The organism is Streptomyces sp. NPDC040622, assembly GCF_055593965.1.
Genome location: NZ_JBVIXD010000005.1, coordinates 442897 through 458476 on the forward strand (window position 1 = coordinate 442897; position 15580 = coordinate 458476).

General features: G+C 74.1%; 19 protein-coding genes. 15 read left to right on the forward strand and 4 right to left on the reverse strand.

What is annotated here, in order from left to right; genetic code table 11:
- The first annotated feature begins 3 nt into the window (after positions 1 to 3).
- The 3 genes from ACZ592_RS16670 to ACZ592_RS16680 all read left to right on the forward strand — a co-directional run bounded on the left by ACZ592_RS16670 (position 4) and on the right by ACZ592_RS16680 (position 2162).
- Positions 4 to 690: an alpha/beta fold hydrolase gene (locus ACZ592_RS16670; RefSeq protein ID WP_471582266.1), complete on the forward strand. Its 687-nt coding sequence runs from the start codon at positions 4 to 6 to the stop codon at positions 688 to 690.
- Between the two features lie 331 nt (positions 691 to 1021).
- Entirely contained in the window at positions 1022 to 1906 is an 885-nt protein-coding gene (locus ACZ592_RS16675) for a polysaccharide deacetylase family protein (RefSeq protein ID WP_471582267.1), read from the forward strand.
- Positions 1907 to 1925: 19 nt separating this feature from the next.
- The gene (locus ACZ592_RS16680) at positions 1926 to 2162 is read left to right on the forward strand and encodes a hypothetical protein (protein ID WP_471582268.1); all 237 of its coding nucleotides are present in this window, start codon (positions 1926 to 1928) and stop codon (positions 2160 to 2162) included.
- A gap of 73 nt (positions 2163 to 2235) precedes the next feature.
- Here the strand turns inward: ACZ592_RS16680 and ACZ592_RS16685 are convergent, their stop codons facing one another.
- Complete coding sequence (locus tag ACZ592_RS16685; RefSeq protein ID WP_471582269.1) at positions 2236 to 2904, reverse strand: ABC transporter; 669 nt, start codon at positions 2902 to 2904, stop codon at positions 2236 to 2238.
- Entirely contained in the window at positions 2904 to 3908 is a 1005-nt protein-coding gene (locus tag ACZ592_RS16690) for an ABC transporter ATP-binding protein (RefSeq protein ID WP_471582270.1), read from the reverse strand. The genes ACZ592_RS16685 and ACZ592_RS16690 overlap by 1 nt, the downstream gene beginning before the upstream one ends.
- Positions 3909 to 3998: 90 nt before the next feature.
- Here ACZ592_RS16690 and ACZ592_RS16695 point away from each other — a divergent pair, with 90 nt between their 5' ends.
- The 12 genes from ACZ592_RS16695 to ACZ592_RS16750 all read left to right on the forward strand — a co-directional run bounded on the left by ACZ592_RS16695 (position 3999) and on the right by ACZ592_RS16750 (position 14323).
- Positions 3999 to 4778, forward strand: a complete 780-nt coding sequence (locus tag ACZ592_RS16695) for a peptidyl-tRNA hydrolase (protein WP_471582271.1) — start codon at positions 3999 to 4001, stop codon at positions 4776 to 4778.
- The gene (locus tag ACZ592_RS16700) at positions 4741 to 5253 is read left to right on the forward strand and encodes a hypothetical protein (RefSeq protein ID WP_471582272.1); all 513 of its coding nucleotides are present in this window, start codon (positions 4741 to 4743) and stop codon (positions 5251 to 5253) included. Before ACZ592_RS16695 ends, ACZ592_RS16700 begins: the two co-directional genes overlap by 38 nt.
- Positions 5184 to 5384 (forward strand): ABC-2 family transporter protein, encoded by a 201-nt coding sequence (locus tag ACZ592_RS16705; protein WP_471582273.1) that lies wholly within the window; start codon positions 5184 to 5186, stop codon positions 5382 to 5384. Before ACZ592_RS16700 ends, ACZ592_RS16705 begins: the two co-directional genes overlap by 70 nt.
- 133 nt (positions 5385 to 5517) lie before the next feature.
- Positions 5518 to 6168, forward strand: a complete 651-nt coding sequence (locus tag ACZ592_RS16710; protein ID WP_471582274.1) for a TetR/AcrR family transcriptional regulator — start codon at positions 5518 to 5520, stop codon at positions 6166 to 6168.
- Between the two features lie 123 nt (positions 6169 to 6291).
- A complete protein-coding gene (locus ACZ592_RS16715) occupies positions 6292 to 6696 on the forward strand; it encodes a hypothetical protein (protein WP_471582275.1) in 405 nt (134 codons plus the stop codon).
- Positions 6693 to 7319 carry a TIGR03086 family metal-binding protein gene (locus ACZ592_RS16720; RefSeq protein ID WP_471582276.1) on the forward strand — a complete coding sequence of 209 codons (627 nt, stop codon included), beginning with the start codon at positions 6693 to 6695 and terminating at the stop codon, positions 7317 to 7319. The genes ACZ592_RS16715 and ACZ592_RS16720 overlap by 4 nt, the downstream gene beginning before the upstream one ends.
- Positions 7320 to 7385: 66 nt before the next feature.
- Positions 7386 to 8150, forward strand: coding sequence for a DUF4142 domain-containing protein (locus tag ACZ592_RS16725; protein WP_471582277.1), 765 nt, complete (start codon positions 7386 to 7388; stop codon positions 8148 to 8150).
- A 140-nt stretch (positions 8151 to 8290) separates the two neighbouring features.
- On the forward strand, positions 8291 to 9595 hold the full coding sequence (locus ACZ592_RS16730; protein WP_471582278.1) for an MbnB/TglH/ChrH family RiPP precursor modification enzyme: 1305 nt from the start codon (positions 8291 to 8293) through the stop codon (positions 9593 to 9595).
- 4 nt (positions 9596 to 9599) lie between these two features.
- Entirely contained in the window at positions 9600 to 10724 is a 1125-nt protein-coding gene (locus tag ACZ592_RS16735) for a TIGR04222 domain-containing membrane protein (RefSeq protein ID WP_471582279.1), read from the forward strand.
- 191 nt (positions 10725 to 10915) lie between these two features.
- Positions 10916 to 11692, forward strand: a complete 777-nt coding sequence (locus ACZ592_RS16740; protein WP_471582280.1) for a DUF4142 domain-containing protein — start codon at positions 10916 to 10918, stop codon at positions 11690 to 11692.
- A 107-nt stretch (positions 11693 to 11799) separates the two neighbouring features.
- On the forward strand, positions 11800 to 12573 hold the full coding sequence (locus ACZ592_RS16745) for a TIGR04222 domain-containing membrane protein (protein ID WP_471582281.1): 774 nt from the start codon (positions 11800 to 11802) through the stop codon (positions 12571 to 12573).
- A gap of 130 nt (positions 12574 to 12703) precedes the next feature.
- A complete protein-coding gene (locus ACZ592_RS16750; RefSeq protein WP_471582282.1) occupies positions 12704 to 14323 on the forward strand; it encodes an alpha/beta hydrolase in 1620 nt (539 codons plus the stop codon).
- A gap of 19 nt (positions 14324 to 14342) precedes the next feature.
- Here ACZ592_RS16750 and ACZ592_RS16755 read toward each other — a convergent pair whose 3' ends face one another.
- Both ACZ592_RS16755 and hemQ read right to left on the reverse strand, forming a co-directional pair.
- Positions 14343 to 14717 carry an RNHCP domain-containing protein gene (locus ACZ592_RS16755; protein WP_150215590.1) on the reverse strand — a complete coding sequence of 125 codons (375 nt, stop codon included), beginning with the start codon at positions 14715 to 14717 and terminating at the stop codon, positions 14343 to 14345.
- A 143-nt stretch (positions 14718 to 14860) separates the two neighbouring features.
- Entirely contained in the window at positions 14861 to 15580 is a 720-nt protein-coding gene (gene hemQ, locus ACZ592_RS16760; RefSeq protein ID WP_055568157.1) for a hydrogen peroxide-dependent heme synthase, read from the reverse strand.

Consider the following 15580-nt stretch of genomic DNA (forward strand, 5'->3'; position numbering starts at 1 on the left):
ACCATGAAGTTGCACACCCACGAGTGGGGCAGCGGCGATCGCGTCGCCCTCCTGGTCCACGGGATCATGTCGGATCACCGCACCTGGCGGCTCGTGGGGCCCGCCCTCGCCGCGAAGGGCTACCGCGTCATCGGCGTCGACCTGCGTGGACACGGCGCGAGCGGACGCGGCGCGTACGGCGCGCAGATCTTCGCGGACGACCTCGTCGACACGCTGCCGGCCGGCGCGGAGCTGGCGCTCGGGCACTCGCTCGGTGGCCTCGCCCTCTCCCTCGCGGCCGAGCGGCTCGCGCCCGCGCGGGCCGTCTACTCGGACCCGGCGTGGAGGTTCGGCACGGAGGGCTCCGCCGACCCCGCGACGTTCGTGGAGTTCCAGCGGGTCCCCGGCCGGGTGATAGCGAAGTTCAACCCGCGCTGGGACGAGGCCGACGTCGACATCGAGGTCGCCACGCTGGCCGCCTGGGACCCGGACACCGCGCTGTCGCTCTCCGGCGCGGGCGACCTCACCCCGGTCGCCCCCGTGGTCCCCTCGCTCGTCCAGGTCGCGGACCCCAGCGTCGTCGTCGACGAGGCGCTCAAGAAGGAGCTGACGCGGCGCGGTTTCGAGGTACGGACGGTCCTGGGCGCCGGGCACACCATCCACCGCGACGACTTCGACGGGTTCATGGCGTCACTGGAGGGGTGGGTGTAGGCGCGCACCCGGGGCGGCACCGGCGGTCTTGCACGCCTCGATCACCCCGCACTCGGCGTCCCAGATCTCCCACGCGGTCCTGAACCCCCGAGTCCGGCCTCACGGACCTCGGCCTCACGAACCTCGCCCTCACGAACCTCGGCCTCACGAACCTCCGCCTTCGTGAGCGGCGGCGCCGGACTCCCCCGGCCCGCGCCCTCCGTCCGCCTCGTCGTGGCGCCACCCTGCGACTCGGTGCGGACGGGTGGCAGCGGCCCGGCGATGCGGTGAGACAGCGCGACCCTTGGCCCATTTACCCGATTTACGGCATTCCCGTATATATCTTCTTCCGGTGATCACTCTCGTACGGAGATGCGCCGCGCTCTGCGCCCTCGGCACCCTGACCGCCGCCCTGGCCGGCTGCGCCGGCGACACCGCCCCGCCCGGTCACCCGGGTCACCCCGCCCGGACCCCCGCGGCGACCACCATCGCGCCGTCCGCGCCGCCCACCCTCGCGCCTGGACCCGCCGGGCTCACCCCCGTGTTCAAGAACGGGTCCCGGACCCTGGGGCGCACCGTGGCCCTCACCTTCGACGCCGACATGACCTCGGACCAGGGGCGGCGCGCGGCGGGCGGTGAACGGTTCGACAACCCGGCGCTCGTCGCCACGCTGCGGCGCCTGAAGGTGCCGGCGACGTTCTTCATGACGGGACGGTGGGCCGAGGAGTACCCCGCGCAGGCCAAGGACATCGGACGCGACCCGCTCTTCGAGGTCGCCAACCACTCGTACAGCCACCACGCCTTCACCGGCAGCTGCTACGGCCTGCCGTCCGTCCCGGCCGCCCGCATGCACGCCGACGTGGAGCGCGCCTTCGCCGCGTTCCGCGCGGCGGGCGTCCGGCGCTCGGTGCCGTACTTCCGCTTCCCCGGCGGGTGTTACGACCAGCGGGCCCTGCGCGCGCTGGCCCCCGGCGGCGTCACCGCCGTGCAGTGGGACGTGGTCAGCGGCGACGCCTTCGCGACGGACTCCGACGCGGTGGCCCGGCAGGTGCTCGAAGGGGTGCGGCCCGGCTCGGTCGTCGTCATGCACTGCACCCGCAGTGCGGCGCCCGCCACGGAGCGCGCCCTGCGCACGATCATCCCGAAGCTCCGCGAGCGCGGGTTCCGGTTCGTCCGGGTCTCCGAGCAGATCGGGGCCGCGGGGGCGGCGGCGGGAGCGGCGGGAGCGCGCGGCTAGAGGGCTCTAGGCTGGCCCCATGGCGGACGAGAACTACTGCGAGGCGGCGGCCGGTACGGGGCGCTCCGGGCCGGGGACGGACGGCGGCGCCGCACCGCGGGACACGCCGGCGCCGGCCGGGCCGGCGCCCGACGAACCCTTCGCCGAGTGCGTGCTGTGCCGCGCGCCGACCGAGTACCCGGAGTCGCGGAAGGGCAGCACGCTCTGCCCGGTGTGCGAGTGGCAGGAGGCGCAGCGCTCGGCCTGCTCGGGGTGACGCGCGGCCCTCTGGAAGTGACGCACGGCCCTCTCGGGGTGGCGTGCGGCCCTCTCGGGGTGAGGTGAACCGATCACCCCCGCCGAGAGCTGAGCGCGCACGCCGTCCACACCGCTGCCGCCGCGACGGCCCCCGCCAGCGCCAGCGCGCCCAGCGACAACGGCACCGTGCCCTCCCTCGACCCGGCGGTCAGATCGGTGAGGACCGACTTCGCCGGGGAGCCCGTGGTGACGAGCAGGAGCAGCGCGCCGAGCAGCATCACGGGGACGGCGCGCCCGGCGGAGCGCAGCAGGGGCCAGTTGGCGAGGGCCCCCATCGCGGTGCCGAGCAACGCGCTGACCAGCATCGCGAGCAGACCGGCCGCACCCGCCCCGAGCCGCGGCACCGGCAGCCGTGCATCGGTGCTCGCCGCCCTGCTGATGACCGTCACGACGAGGACCGCCGCCCCGCCGAGCACCGCCGACGCGAGGAACGCGGCGAGCAGCGAGGCGAGGTGGGCCCGCCCGGGACCGGCGGCCGCCGCGGCACAACTGCGGGCCGCGGGCGGCTCGTTGGTCACGCAGATCCGTACGAGCCAGGCGGCCACGGGCAGCAGGGCCGCGGCGGCGTACGCGAGAGAGTCCAGGACGGGCTGCCCGGACTGGACGCCGACGGCGAGGAACACGGCGTACAGGATGACGGGCGGGAGCCAGCGCTGGGAGCGCACCAGCAGGGCGCCCTGGTAGCTCAACAGGGCACGCATCACAGCTCCTCCTCGCCCGGCGCCTGCGCCGCGCTCCCCACCGACACGGATCCAGCCACGGACCCCGGCCCCGTCACGGCCCCCGACACCGACACCGACACCGACACCACGTGCCACGGCGGCCGTGCGGTCAGGAGTTCCCTCAGGACCCGGTCCGAGTGGGGCTCCGGGACCGAGAGTCGCGTGATGCCGTCGGAGACCGATGGCACCGATGACACCGCCGTGGCCGCCGTGGCCGCCGTGGCCGCCGTGGCCGCCGTGACCGTCGCAGCCACCGAATCCGGGAGCTCCGCGCCCCGTGGCCCCCGCACCTCGATGAGGACGGCCGGCCCACCCCTCGCCTCCGACCCCGGCTCCGGCCCCGAAGTGCCCTCCTGCGTAAGGCGCTTCAGCGCCGTGCCGACCACCGCGTACCTCTCGTCGGCCACCCCCAGGAGGCGGCGGGGGTCGTGGTCGACGAAGACCACGGAGCCGCCCGCCGCCGTGCGCTCGGCCACCGCGCGGTCGAGTTCGGCGCGGGCGGGTGCGTCCAGGCCCGTCCATGCCTCGTCGAGGACGAGGAGTTCGGGGTCGGCCAGCAGCGCCTGCGCCACGGCGACCTTCTGGCTGCTGCCCTTGGAGAGTTCCGACAGCGGGGTCCGCGCGTATCCGGCGGCGCCGAAGCGCTCCAGCCACTCCGTGGCGCGCCGCCCCGCCGCGTCCCGTGCGAGGCCGTGGACGCGGCCGAGGTGTGTGAGGTAGCCGATCGCGGTGAACGGCAGTGCGGCGGGGAACCTTTCGGGGACGAACGCCGTGCGCGGGCGCCCGCTCACGCGCCCCGCGGAGGGCGCGTCGATACCGGCGACGATCCTCAACAGGGTTGATTTCCCAGTGCCGTTGGCGCCTTCGATCCGCACCAGCGAGCCCGTCCGTATGCCGAGGTCGACATCGCGCAGCACCCACGCGCCGCGCATGCCGTAACGGCGGCCCACTCCGTCGAGCCGCACCGCGAGATCACGTTCCATGCGGGTCATCCTCGCGCACGGCCGCCCGGGGCCCGCCCGGGGAGCAGCCGGGGCCGATCTTCCGCCCGGCAGGCTGGCAGACTGGCGAGCGTGAGCAGCGACGAGACGACCACCCCCGACGTGCCGGACGCGCAGGACAGCCCGTTCCGGCATGAGACCACCTCGCGCGACGAGGCACCGCAGTTCGTGCTGCCGCTGGTCGCCCGCATGGAGCGCGCCGCTCCCCCGGCCCGCACCGACGCCCTGGAGACCGCGGCCCGCGCCGTCCTGGTGATGCTGAGCGACGAACGGTCCGTCGGCGACGGCGCGTGGGCACAGGCGATGCGCGACTGGCAGGACGCCCGCATCCGCAAGGTGGTGCGCCGGGCCCGCGGCGCCGAGTGGCGCAGGGCCGAGGCACTGCCCGGCATCACGGTCACCGGCAAATCGGCTGAGGTCCGCGTCTTCCCGCCGGTCCCCCTGGACGGCTGGCCCAAGGACCTGGCACGCCTGCAGGTGTCGGGCACGGACCTGGACGACCCCGAGCCCCCGGCCGACGCCGACCCGACGCACGCCGTCCTGTGGATGAGCCCCGAGGTCGACATGTCGGCGGGCAAGGCGATGGCCCAGGCGGGCCACGGCGCCCAGCTGGCCTGGTGGGAGCTCTCGGACGAGGACCGCACCGCCTGGCGCGAAGCAGGCTTCCCGCTCTCCGTGCGCACCGCGGGGACGGCCCACTGGCACGAACTGACCGCGGGCGGCCTGCCCGTGGTCCGCGACGCGGGCTTCACCGAGATCGCCCCGGGCTCCTGCACGGTCGTCGCCGACCACCCGGCCCTGCGCCGAGGATCAAGTGCGGAAGCTGCTCGGCGACCTGGCACGCACCGGTGACCACACGGTCGTGCTCACCACCCACGACATGGTGGAGGTGGAGGCGCTCTGCCGCCGCCTGGTCGTCATCGACCAGGGGCACGTCGTCTTCGACGGCGAGCGCGGCGAACTCGCCGCGGCGGCACACCACGGGCGCACGGTCGTGGTGGAGTTCGAGACGCCGCCCGGACCGCTGAGCCTGCGGACCGCCGAGGTGGTGTCCACCGACGGCGCGACCGTGCAGCTGCGCCCGTACTCCGGTGTCGAACAGCGCGAGGTCACCGACGAGTTGCTGTCCGCACACGCCGTACGCTCGGTGGTCTTCGACGGCACCGGGGTCGAGGACGTCCTGCGCACCCTGTACGCAGGTGGCTGGACAGCGCGGCGGGCACCTTCGGCAACTACCCGCTGGGGCTGTTCCCCTGGGTGCTCCAGGGGGCCTTCACCTTCGCCGTGCCCATCGCCTTCGCCGGCTTCTACCCCGCGGCCTGGCTGACGGGTCACGCCGACACGGCACCCTTCTCACCAGCCCTGGTGTTCGCCTTCCCCGCCGTGGCGGCCGCCCTGCTCTGGTCGGGGCTCGCGTGGTGGCGGCGCGGGCTGGCCTTCTACGCGCGCAACAATTGACCTCCGCGGCCCACGCTCGCCGGGCGGCCGTCGCCCGGCGGCCCGGCGAGCGCCGTCATGGCCGTACGATCCACAGCATCGGACCAGACGGAGGACCACAGCAGGTGAGAAGCGCGATGCGCGGAGCACGTCCGTGACCGCGGGCGGCGAGCGGCTCGACGGGCGGGTCGAGCGCGGCAACCAGACGCGCCGCCTGGTGCTGCGCCGCACCGTCGACATCGCCTCCGTCGAAGGGCTCGACGCCCTGTCCCTCGGGCGCATCGCCACCGAGCTGGAGCTCAGCAAGAGCGGGGTGTTCGCCCTCTTCGGGTCGAAGGAGGAGCTGCAGCTGGCGACGGTCAGGGCCGCCGGGCGCATCTTCCTCGACGCGGTGGTGGAGCCGGCCCTTCAGGAGCCGCCCGGCGTCGGGCGGGTGTGGCGGCTGTGCGCGGGCTGGCTGGAGTACTCGGAGCGGCGGATCTTCCCCGGCGGCTGCTTCTTCTACGGGGTGATCGCCGAGTACGACGCCCGTGAAGGCGCCGTGCACGACGCACTGGTGCGCGCCGACGAGGGCTGGACCGCGCAGGTCGAGCGCTGCCTCGGCGATGCGCGTGACGCGGGTGAACTGCGGGCGGACACGGATGTCGGGCAGCTCGCCTTCGAGTTCATCGCCCTGATGGAGACGGCCAACGCGCACTCGGTGCTGCACGGCACGGCGCTGGCGTACCGCAGGGCGGGCGCGGGCATCACGACGCGTCTGCGCGCGGCGGCGACCGACCCCGGCCTGGTCGCCCAGCTCCCCTGAGCCGCCTTCCCCGAACCGCTTGAACCCACTGCCCGCGTGCCGCCCCCTCGGGCGGCCGGGCCGCTCCTGACTCGTTCCGGGAAAATAACAGCACGACCGTTCGTTTAGTTTTATGCTCCTCCCATGCCTTCCCCTCTCATGCGCACGCGCTGGCGAGCCGGGCCCGAGCCGTACCCCTCGGATCCCGTGCTGGTCAGCGTCACCGACTTCACCGCCCTGCGGCACGCGCAGCTGCTCTCCATCGCCTCGGCGGGCCTGCGCCTGCGGCGCGGCTGGCCGCGGACACCCGGTGCCGTCGGCATGTGGCTGTGGGTCGATCCGTCGCGCAGACGGTCGGGGTCCGTCTCCGTCTGGACGGACGAAGCCGCGCTGCGGGCCTTCGTGGCACGCCCCGACCACCTGCTGACCGTCCGCGCGCACCGGGGGCGCGGCACGATGCGCGCCACGACCTGGACCGCCGGCTCGTTCACGCCGGACAGCACCTGGGCGGCCGCCGCCGCCTTCCTCAAGGAAGCAGGAACGCCATGACCGGTCTCGTCGCCCTGGACCGCACCGCCGTCCGCACCTCGCTGGACGTCCTGTCCGCCGCCCGCGACGCGGCGGACTGGGCGCGTCCCACCCCCTGCGCGGGCTGGGACCTGCGCCGGCTCGTCGCCCACATGACCGCGCAGCACCACGGCTTCGCGGCCGCCGCGCGCGGTGCGGGCGACGACCGGACGTACTGGATCGAGCACGACCTCGGCCGCGACCCCCTGACGCGCTACGCGGAGTCCGTGCGGCACGTCGTCGCCGCCTTCGCCGAGTACGAGGCCGAGTACGAAGAGGCAGGCGCGGAGCGGCGGTTCGCGCTGCCCGGGACCGGCGGGAGCTTTCCCGGACGGGTCGCCGTCGGGTTCCACCTCGTCGACTACGTGGTGCACGCCTGGGACGCAGCGGCCACGCTCGGCGTGCCCGTCACGTTCCCCGACGACGTGACCGCCGCCGCGCTCGCCGTCGCCCGGCGCGTGCCCGCGGATCCCGGGAGCCGAGGTCCCGGCGCCGCGTTCGCGCCGCCGCAGCCCGCGCCGGACGGCGCCTCGCCCCTGGAGGAGACGCTGACCCTCCTGGGGCGTACGCCCGCACACTTCCCGTACGACATCTCGCGCGCCTGAACGCCCCGCCCGTATCTTCCGTACTCCCCCGTACCACCGGCGACTCGGGAGCACACGGGAGGCACCTTGCGGCGCGTCAACGGCACGGCTCTGATCATCGCGGCACTCGTCGCCACGCTGGGCGCGATCGCGTTCCCCGTGTGGTCCTACGCCGACCGCTCCGGCACCGGGCCCGCCAACCTGGCCGCCGGATCCGTGGCCACCCGGTGGGGGCCGCTCTCGGCGGCCGACCGGGACCTGCTCGTGAAGGTGCGGCTCGCCGGGCTGTGGGAGATACCGGCGGGGCAGCAGGCCGTGGAACGGGCGCCGACCGAGGCCGTCAAGGAGGCGGGTGACCACCTCATCGTCGGCCACACCGACCTCGACCGGCGGGTCCGCGCGGTCGCCGGGCAGCTCGGCGTGGAGCTGCCCAACCAGCCCAACGCCCAGCAGCGGGGCTGGCTCGCGGAGCTGACGGCCGCGAGCGGCGAGACGTACCAGCACACGTTCGCGAACCTGCTGCGCGTCTCGCACGGCAAGGTCTTCAGCGTGATCGCCCAGGTCCGCGACAGCACCCGCAACTCCCTGGTCCGCCAGCTCGCCACGGACTCCAACCAGACCGTCCTCGACCACATCACGATGCTGGAGGCCACCGGGCTCGTCGACTTCGACGGGATCGCGAACGGCGCCGCGTCGACCGCGACCGCCAGCCCCACCGGTCCGCCCCCGCCGTCCGGGGCCGTGCCGAAGCCCTCGCCCGCCGGGCCGAGCGGCGACGTGTCCACCACCTCGCGCCCCTCGCCCGCGCCGCCCGGCGAGGTCGACACCGCACGGCCGGAACCTCAAATGTAGCTCTGAACGTCTCCTTCCCGGGGTTCGCCCGCGCCCGCTCCGGTCATGGTCCTGGAGACGGAAGCCGGGTGACCCGGCAGGACCGGACCGGGGGGACCGGTGTCCGGGGCCCGGGGTCCGGGGGACGAAGGGGGAGCGGCATGGAGCGTGCGGAGGCGCGACTGGGGACCGGCATCGGCTGGCGGCCCGAGATCGCGGACGCCGTGGAGGCGATGCCCGGCATCGACTGGGTCGAGGCGGTCGCGGAGAACCTCTGTCCGGGGCACCTGCCCGACTCGCTGCTGCGGCTGCGCGAGCGGGGCGTGACCGTCGTGCCGCACGGTGTCTCCCTCGGCCTCGGCGGCGCGGACCGCCCCGACGAGGGGCGCCTGACCGCACTCGCCGAGCGGGCGACGGCGCTCGGCTCGCCGCTCGTCACCGAGCACATCGCGTTCGTGCGCGCGGGCGGCGCCCTCACCGCGACGCAGCCGCTGGAGGCCGGGCACCTGCTGCCCGTGCCGCGCACCCGCGACGCGCTCGACGTGCTCTGCGAGAACGTCCGCGTCGCGCAGGACGCGCTGCCCGTGCCGCTCGCCGTCGAGAACATCGCGGCGCTGGTCGCCTGGCCCGGCGAGGAGATGACGGAAGGGCAGTTCCTGTACGAGCTCGTCGAGCGTACGGGCGTACGACTCCTCATCGACGTCGCCAACCTCCACACGAACCACGTCAACCGAGGGGAGGACCCGGCGAAGGCCCTGGACGAACTGCCCGTCGAGGCCATCGCGTACGTCCACGTGGCGGGCGGCTTCGAGCGGGACGGCGTCTGGCACGACAGCCACGCACACCCGGTCCCCGAGCCCGTTCTCGCGATCCTCGCCGACCTCGCGGCCCGCGTGTCCCCGCCGGGGGTGCTGCTGGAGCGGGACGAGAACTTCCCCGAGCCGGCCGAACTGGAGCGGGAACTGGACGCCATCCGGGCGACCGTGAAGACATCCGGGGAGCCGCACCCCGGCGCCCCCGGCGTCGGGCGGGAGGTACCGCCCGCCTCCCCCGCCGCCCGGCAGCGCACCGCGCTCGCCCAGACCGCGCTGCTCTCCGCGCTCGTCGCGGGCACCCCGGCGCCCGAGGGGTTCGACCACACGCGCCTGAAGGTGCAGAGCCGCGCCCTGGCGGCCAAGCGGGCGGACGTCGTCGCTAAGGTCGCGCCCGAACTGCCGGAGATCCTCGGCACGGCGTACCGCGCCGGCTTCCTCGCGTACGCCAGGAACCGGCCCATGACCGGCGGCTACCGGCACGACGCGCTGCACTTCGCCGAGCACCTGCTGCTGGCCGGCGCACCCGAGGACGCCGGCGTCCGGCGCCGGTTGAGCGACTGGTGGCTGGAGCGCTCGGGCCCCGCACCCCTCTCCCGGCGGCCCGCCGCCAGGCTCCTGCAGGCCACCCGGCGCGTCCTGACGAGGCGGTGACGCCATGAACGTCGTGGTGATCGTGTACACGCTCGTGGTCTCGCTGTCCGCCGCCGAGCTGATCCGGGGCGTGACGGCGGCCCGCCGCACCAGGTCCCCCCACCAGCCCCGGCCACCGTTCGACGCCGAGCACGGCGTCTACGTACGGGGCACCCTGGAGGCCGCGTTCCTCTCCGGCGGCCCCGCCCGGGCCGCCGACGCGCTGATCGCGGGCCTGCACGAGGACGGCCGGCTCGTCGTCGCGGGGCCCGGCGTCGTCGGCATCGTCCGGCCCACCGCGAGGAACGCCGGCGAGCAGGCCGTCATCGACGCCCATGCCGCCGCGCCCACGGGTGCGCTGCACTGGCTGCGGGGCGCCGTGATGCGCAGCGCACCCGTGCAGGAGACCGGCGAGGCGCTGGCCGGGCGCGGTCTGCTCGTGCGTCCGGGGCGGCAGCGGAAGTGGCGGCGCTGGGCCGGGGTCCAGTTCCTCCTGAGCCTCTTCGGGTTCATCGCGGCCGCGATGCTGATCGTGGCGAGCCACACCCACTCCAGCGTCTACACCGCGGAGCCCGTCGTCCCCGACTCGCCGGTCGACGACGTCCTCGCCCTGCTGCCCGCGCTGCTCTTCGGCGTGCTGAGCGGTCTGATCTGCCTCGCGGTCACCTCGAAACAGCTCACCGTCGCAGGCCGCTACGCCCTGCGCGAGTACGTCACCTCCTCCGGCCACATCACGGGCGCGGCCCACCTGGTGGCGACGCGCGGCCTCGCGGCGGCCCACCCCGACCTGCGCGGCCAGCTGGTCACGGCCGCCCGGGTCCACCGGATCCCCGTCCCCACGACGTCGGGCCCCTACCTCCCTCCGTACCAGGACCCGAATCCGTGGAACGGGGCAAGTGGCACGCCCAGTTGGTGCGGGTCCGGCGGTGGAGCCGGGGGCGGCGGCTTCGCGTGCTCGGGCGGCGGGGGTGGCGGGGGTGGCGGGGGGTCCTCGTGCGCCGGGGGTGGCTCGGCGTGTTCGAGCGGCGGGGGTTCCTCGTGCTCGGGCGGCGGGGGTGGCGGTTCCTCCTGCGGAGGTGGGGGCGGCTCGTCCTGCGGGGGCGGGGGCGGCGGCTCCTCGTGCGGTGGTGGAGGGGGCGGCTCCTCCTGAGGAGGGGCGGCGAGGTGGCTCCTTCTGCGGAGGCGCCGGGCCATGCCGAGCAGCCCGCCCTCCTCCTTCTGAGGGCGCGCGCCGCGCCAGTCACCCGACGCCGCCGGTACGGCGGTTGACGTACTCCCGTCCGTATCGGGCCGCGCCCCTCCCGGGGCGCACTAACGTGCGGTGCCGCAACAGGAGGCACCATGCGCTTGAGAACCATCAACGGCACCGGCCTCATCGTCGCGGGCCTCGTCGCGACCCTGGCCGCGCTGATCTTCCCCCTCTGGTCCTACGAGGACCGCTCGGGCACCGCGCTCGACCGGCTCGACTCCGAGAGCGTGTCGACCGACTTCGGACCGCTGTCCGCCCTGGACCGGGACTTCGTCACCAAGGTGCGGCTCGCGGGCCTGTGGGAGCTGCCCGCGGGGCAGCAGGCGGAGGAGCGCGGCACCACCAAGGCCGTACGGACCGCGGGCGAGCACCTCGTCGAGGGCCACACGTTCCTGGACGCGCGCGTACGCGAGGTGGCGACCCGGCTCGGTCTCGAACTGCCGAGCCAGCCGAACCCCCAGCAGCGCGGCTGGCTCGCGGAGCTCAGCGGGGCCCGCGGGGAGGCGTACAACCAGAAGTTCGCGAACATCCTGCGCCGCGCGCACGGCAAGGTGTTCTCCGTGGTGGCCGAGGTGCGCGCGAACACCCGCAACTCGCTGGTGCGCGCCCTGGCCGACGACGCCAACACGACCGTCCTCGACCACATCAAGGTCCTTGAGGGCACGGGTCTCGTCGACTTCGACGGCCTCGCGAGGGACGCCGCGTCCTTGGGCCCGGCGGGCCCGGTCACCAACTCGCCGCCCCCGCCGGGCCCGACGGTTTCCCCCCGCTCGGCCACACCGGTCACCCCGTCGCCCACGTTCCCGCTGCCCCCGGCGGCCTCCCGGCCGAAGCCCGCGCCCGAGCCCGGGAAGGACGAAGGAAAGTGACCGCTCGACGCCCGCCCGGAAAAACGGAACGTTACCTACCCGTCACCCCGTGTCCACATAGTGAATAAGTGATGGCGCGACGCGGCGCCTTCGCATAGAAAACCGCCATGTTCTGGGTCCCTCTGCTCCTCCTCGCCTGCGCCGCGGCCGGCCTGTCCTGCGGGCGGCTGTGTCTCGCCACGAGCCGCGCCGACACCCAGGAGGACTCCGTGCCCCGCGGGCGCGAACTCACCCTCTACGAGGCGGCGTTCCTGTCCGGCGGCCCCTCCCGCGTCGCCGACGTGACGCTCGTCGCGATGGCGGGGGCGCGGCGGCTGCTGATCGCGCACACCGGCTGGGCGACCGTCGTCGACCCGGTGGGCCGCGACGACATGGAGCGTTCGGTGCTCGGCGCGATCGGCCCCGCGGGTCAGTCGCGGATAGCGCCGATACGCGTGGGCGCGGCCGGCGCCGATCCGGTGCGGGCGCTCGCCGACGGGCTCGTCGCGGCGGGCCTCGCGGTTCCCGATGGCGTTTCCTCGGGTGTCGCGGCGGCGGTGCGCCAGGTGCGGGCCGCGACCGTTGCGGTGCTCGCCCTCGGGACCCTCGCGGTGCTGATGCCGGCGCAGGACCGGACGGCCGGCGGGCAGTCGCCGGTCGCGATCTGGTTCGTGCTGCCGCTGCTGCTGTGCGCGGGCTGCCTGATCATCGCCCGCGTCGAGGTCCACCCGTACACGCGGTGGGCGTCCCCGGCGGGTCAGCGGCTGCTCGGCGCGCTGCCCTCGCGCGGCGACGGGCTCACGGCCGTGGCCGTGCGCGGGGTCCGCGCGACCGGCGACCCCGGACTGCGGGCCGCCTTCGCCCATCGCTCCCGCCGGGACGCGGCCAGCCGGGGTCATTAGGGCCGACACCGGCGGGCCGGTGCTTTACTTCGCCAAATACCACACGAATCATCCCTTTTATCCGAGCATCGCTCGGAACGCACGGCCGAACAAACAACCCATGGCCGATCAAAAGGGGTAGACAAGCGCGATGAGAGCAGCAGCAGCCCGCTACGGAACCGCCGGATCCCTGGTCCTGACCGCCCTCGTCGCCGCCCCCGCGGGAAGCGTGAGCGGCGCCCCGCCCTCCCCCGAGGCACGCGGCACCGCCGTCGCCGCCCAGCGCGCCGAGGCCGCCGGGATCCGCTGGGGCACCTGCGCCAAGGCCGAGAGCCTCCCCCCGTCCGTCCGGTGCGGCACGGTCTCCGTGCCGCTCGACTACGCGAGCCCCGACGGCAAGCGCATCAAACTGACCGTCAGCCGCACGCGGGCCACGAAGAAGTCGCCGGACAAGGCGAACAAAGCAGATAAGGCAGTCGCGCGGCAGGGCGCGCTGGTCTTCAACCCGGGCGGGCCCGGCGCGTCCGGCACCTACTTCCCGATGGTGGGCGTCCTGCCCGAGTGGAAGCGCATCGCGGCGGCGTACGACCTGGTCGGCTACGCGCCGCGCGGGGTCGGCCGTTCGGCACCGCTCTCCTGCCAGGACCCCAAGCGGTTCGGCAAGGCGCCGACCCAGGCGCCGACCCACCCCGACGCCTCGTACAAGAAGGAGCGCATCGCGCAGGCGAAGTCGTACGCGCGCGGGTGCGCGGCCCGCAATCCCGGACTGCGCCACTACACGACGCTGAACAACGCGCGGGACCTGGAGGTGCTGCGGGCGGCGCTCGGCGAGAAGAAGCTGACGTTCATGGGCGCCTCGTACGGCACGTACTTCGGGGCCGTGTACGCGACGCTGTTCCCCTCGCACGTGCGCCGCATGGTCTTCGACTCGGCGGTCAACCCCGACCCGGCGCAGATCTGGTACGCCAACAACCTCGACCAGTCGGCGGCCTTCGAGCGGCGGTGGACGGACTTCCGCACCTGGGTGGCCAAGCACGACAGGACGTACCACCTGGGCACGACGCCCGCGAAGGTGCTGCGCAGCTACGAGAAGGTGCGCGCCGAGCTGGCCCACAAGCCGGCGGGCGGCAAGGTCGGCCCGGGGCAGTTGCAGTCGGCGTTCCTCCAGGCCGGCTACTACGACGACTACTGGCCGCGGCGCGCCTCCGCGCTGTCCGCGTACCTGAAGGGCGACCCGAAGCCGCTGATCGAGCAGGCCTCGCCGGAGCCGCGCGCGGCCGCCGAGAACGAGAACGGCAACGCCGTCTACACGGCCGTGGAGTGCAACGACGCGCCCTGGCCCACCGACTTCGAGACCTGGGACCGCGACAACTCACATCTCGCGCGTGTGGCCCCCTTCGAGACCTGGGACAACGCCTGGATGAACCTGCCGTGCGCCTACTGGCCGGCGCCCCGGCAGCAGCCGGTCGACGTGCGCACGGCGCCGGGCGCGCTGCCCCCGACGCTGATCCTGGCCGCCGAGCGCGACGCGGCGACCCCCTACGAGGGGGCTCGGGAGCTGCACCACAGGCTGTCGGACTCGGTTCTGGTGACCGAGGAGGGCGCGGGCACGCACGGCATCGCGGGCGGCCCCAACACGTGCGTCAACAAGCACCTGGACGCGTATCTCCTGGAGGGCAGGCTCCCGGTGCGGCACGCGGCGTGCGCACCGCACAAGGAGCCCGAGCCGTCGTCGGGCGTGCGGGCGGCGGAGCTGCCCAGGGAGCGCTAGGCGCTCCCCGGGCGGCCGCTCACAGTGCGCCGAGCCGCTCCAGCGGGAACGGCGGCTGGGCCAGCGGACGCACCGCGAGCCGGGTCAGCGGCAGGGCGTTGTCGTCGCCCGCCGTGCGGTTGGCGTGCAGGACGCCGCAGTGGGTGCAGCGGTGGACGAGAACCCACTCGCCGTCTCCCCGTACGGAGATGGCGAGGGGTTCCATCCGGGCTCCGCAGTCCGCGTCCCGGTCGCCGGGGGTGTCGTCGAGGTGACGGCTCCACAGGCAGTTGGGACAGTGATTGCGGTGGTCGGTGCCGGGGGCGGTCATCGAGACGTCGAGACCGCACTGGAGGCAGCGGAAGGACTGGGCGCGCGCTTCAGTGCGGGCCCGCCGTGAGGTGTTGCGGGACATGGTGAGGATGACTCCTGAGCTGTGCGGAAGGGGATGACTCCGAGCTGTTCCGCAGGGCCCTGGGCATACATTCACCGTCTCTCTGTCCTTGGCTTCGACCTCTCGATGAAACCCGCACCGGACGGACGCGGCAACCGAATTACCTAGGCAAGACCCGCCACGAGCTCGGCCACGGACTTGCGGCGGCCGGTGTAGAACGGCACCTCTTCGCGGACGTGCATGCGGGCCTCGGAGGCGCGCAGGTGACGCATGAGGTCCACGATGCGGTAGAGCTCGTCGGCCTCGAAGGCGAGGAGCCACTCGTAGTCGCCGAGGGAGAACGAGGCGACCGTGTTGGCGCGCACGTCGGGGTAGCCGCGGGCCATCATGCCGTGGTCCTTGAGCATGCGGCGGCGGTCCTCGTCGGGCAGCAGGTACCAGTCGTAGGAGCGCACGAAGGGGTAGACCGAGACGTAGTTGCGGGGCGTCTCGTCGGCGAGGAACGCCGGGATGTGCGACTTGTTGAACTCGGCGGGGCGGTGCAGCGCCATGTTCGACCAGACCGGCTCCAGGGCACGGCCCAGCTTGGTGCGGCGGAAGAGGTTGTAGGCCTCCTGCAGCTCGTCCGCGGTCTCGGCGTGCCACCAGATCATGACGTCCGCGTCGGCGCGGAGCCCCGACACGTCGTACGTGCCGCGGACGGTGATGTCCTTGGCGGCGAGCTGGTCGAACAGGTCCTGGACCTCTTCGGCGTAGCCCGCGCGGTTCTCGGGCAGCACGTCGCGCAGCTTGAAGACGGACCACAAGGTGTAGCGGATGACCTCGTTGAGGTCCTTGGCCTTCTTGCCGGCGTTGGGGGTCTTGGCGGGGGCGTCGTCACTCAT

Coding starts and splice junctions, on each gene's coding strand:
- ACZ592_RS16670 (WP_471582266.1), top strand. CDS start 4: ATGAAGTTGCACACCCACGAGTGGGGCAGCGGCGATCGCGTCGCCCTC.
- ACZ592_RS16680 (WP_471582268.1), top strand. CDS start 1,926: ATGGCGGACGAGAACTACTGCGAGGCGGCGGCCGGTACGGGGCGCTCC.
- ACZ592_RS16685 (WP_471582269.1), bottom strand. CDS start 2,904: ATGCGTGCCCTGTTGAGCTACCAGGGCGCCCTGCTGGTGCGCTCCCAG.
- ACZ592_RS16690 (WP_471582270.1), bottom strand. CDS start 3,908: ATGGAACGTGATCTCGCGGTGCGGCTCGACGGAGTGGGCCGCCGTTAC.
- ACZ592_RS16715 (WP_471582275.1), top strand. CDS start 6,292: ATGCCTTCCCCTCTCATGCGCACGCGCTGGCGAGCCGGGCCCGAGCCG.
- ACZ592_RS16720 (WP_471582276.1), top strand. CDS start 6,693: ATGACCGGTCTCGTCGCCCTGGACCGCACCGCCGTCCGCACCTCGCTG.
- ACZ592_RS16730 (WP_471582278.1), top strand. CDS start 8,291: ATGGAGCGTGCGGAGGCGCGACTGGGGACCGGCATCGGCTGGCGGCCC.
- ACZ592_RS16735 (WP_471582279.1), top strand. CDS start 9,600: ATGAACGTCGTGGTGATCGTGTACACGCTCGTGGTCTCGCTGTCCGCC.
- ACZ592_RS16740 (WP_471582280.1), top strand. CDS start 10,916: ATGCGCTTGAGAACCATCAACGGCACCGGCCTCATCGTCGCGGGCCTC.
- ACZ592_RS16745 (WP_471582281.1), top strand. CDS start 11,800: ATGTTCTGGGTCCCTCTGCTCCTCCTCGCCTGCGCCGCGGCCGGCCTG.
- ACZ592_RS16750 (WP_471582282.1), top strand. CDS start 12,704: ATGAGAGCAGCAGCAGCCCGCTACGGAACCGCCGGATCCCTGGTCCTG.
- ACZ592_RS16755 (WP_150215590.1), bottom strand. CDS start 14,717: ATGTCCCGCAACACCTCACGGCGGGCCCGCACTGAAGCGCGCGCCCAG.
- hemQ (WP_055568157.1), bottom strand. CDS start 15,580: ATGAGTGACGACGCCCCCGCCAAGACCCCCAACGCCGGCAAGAAGGCC.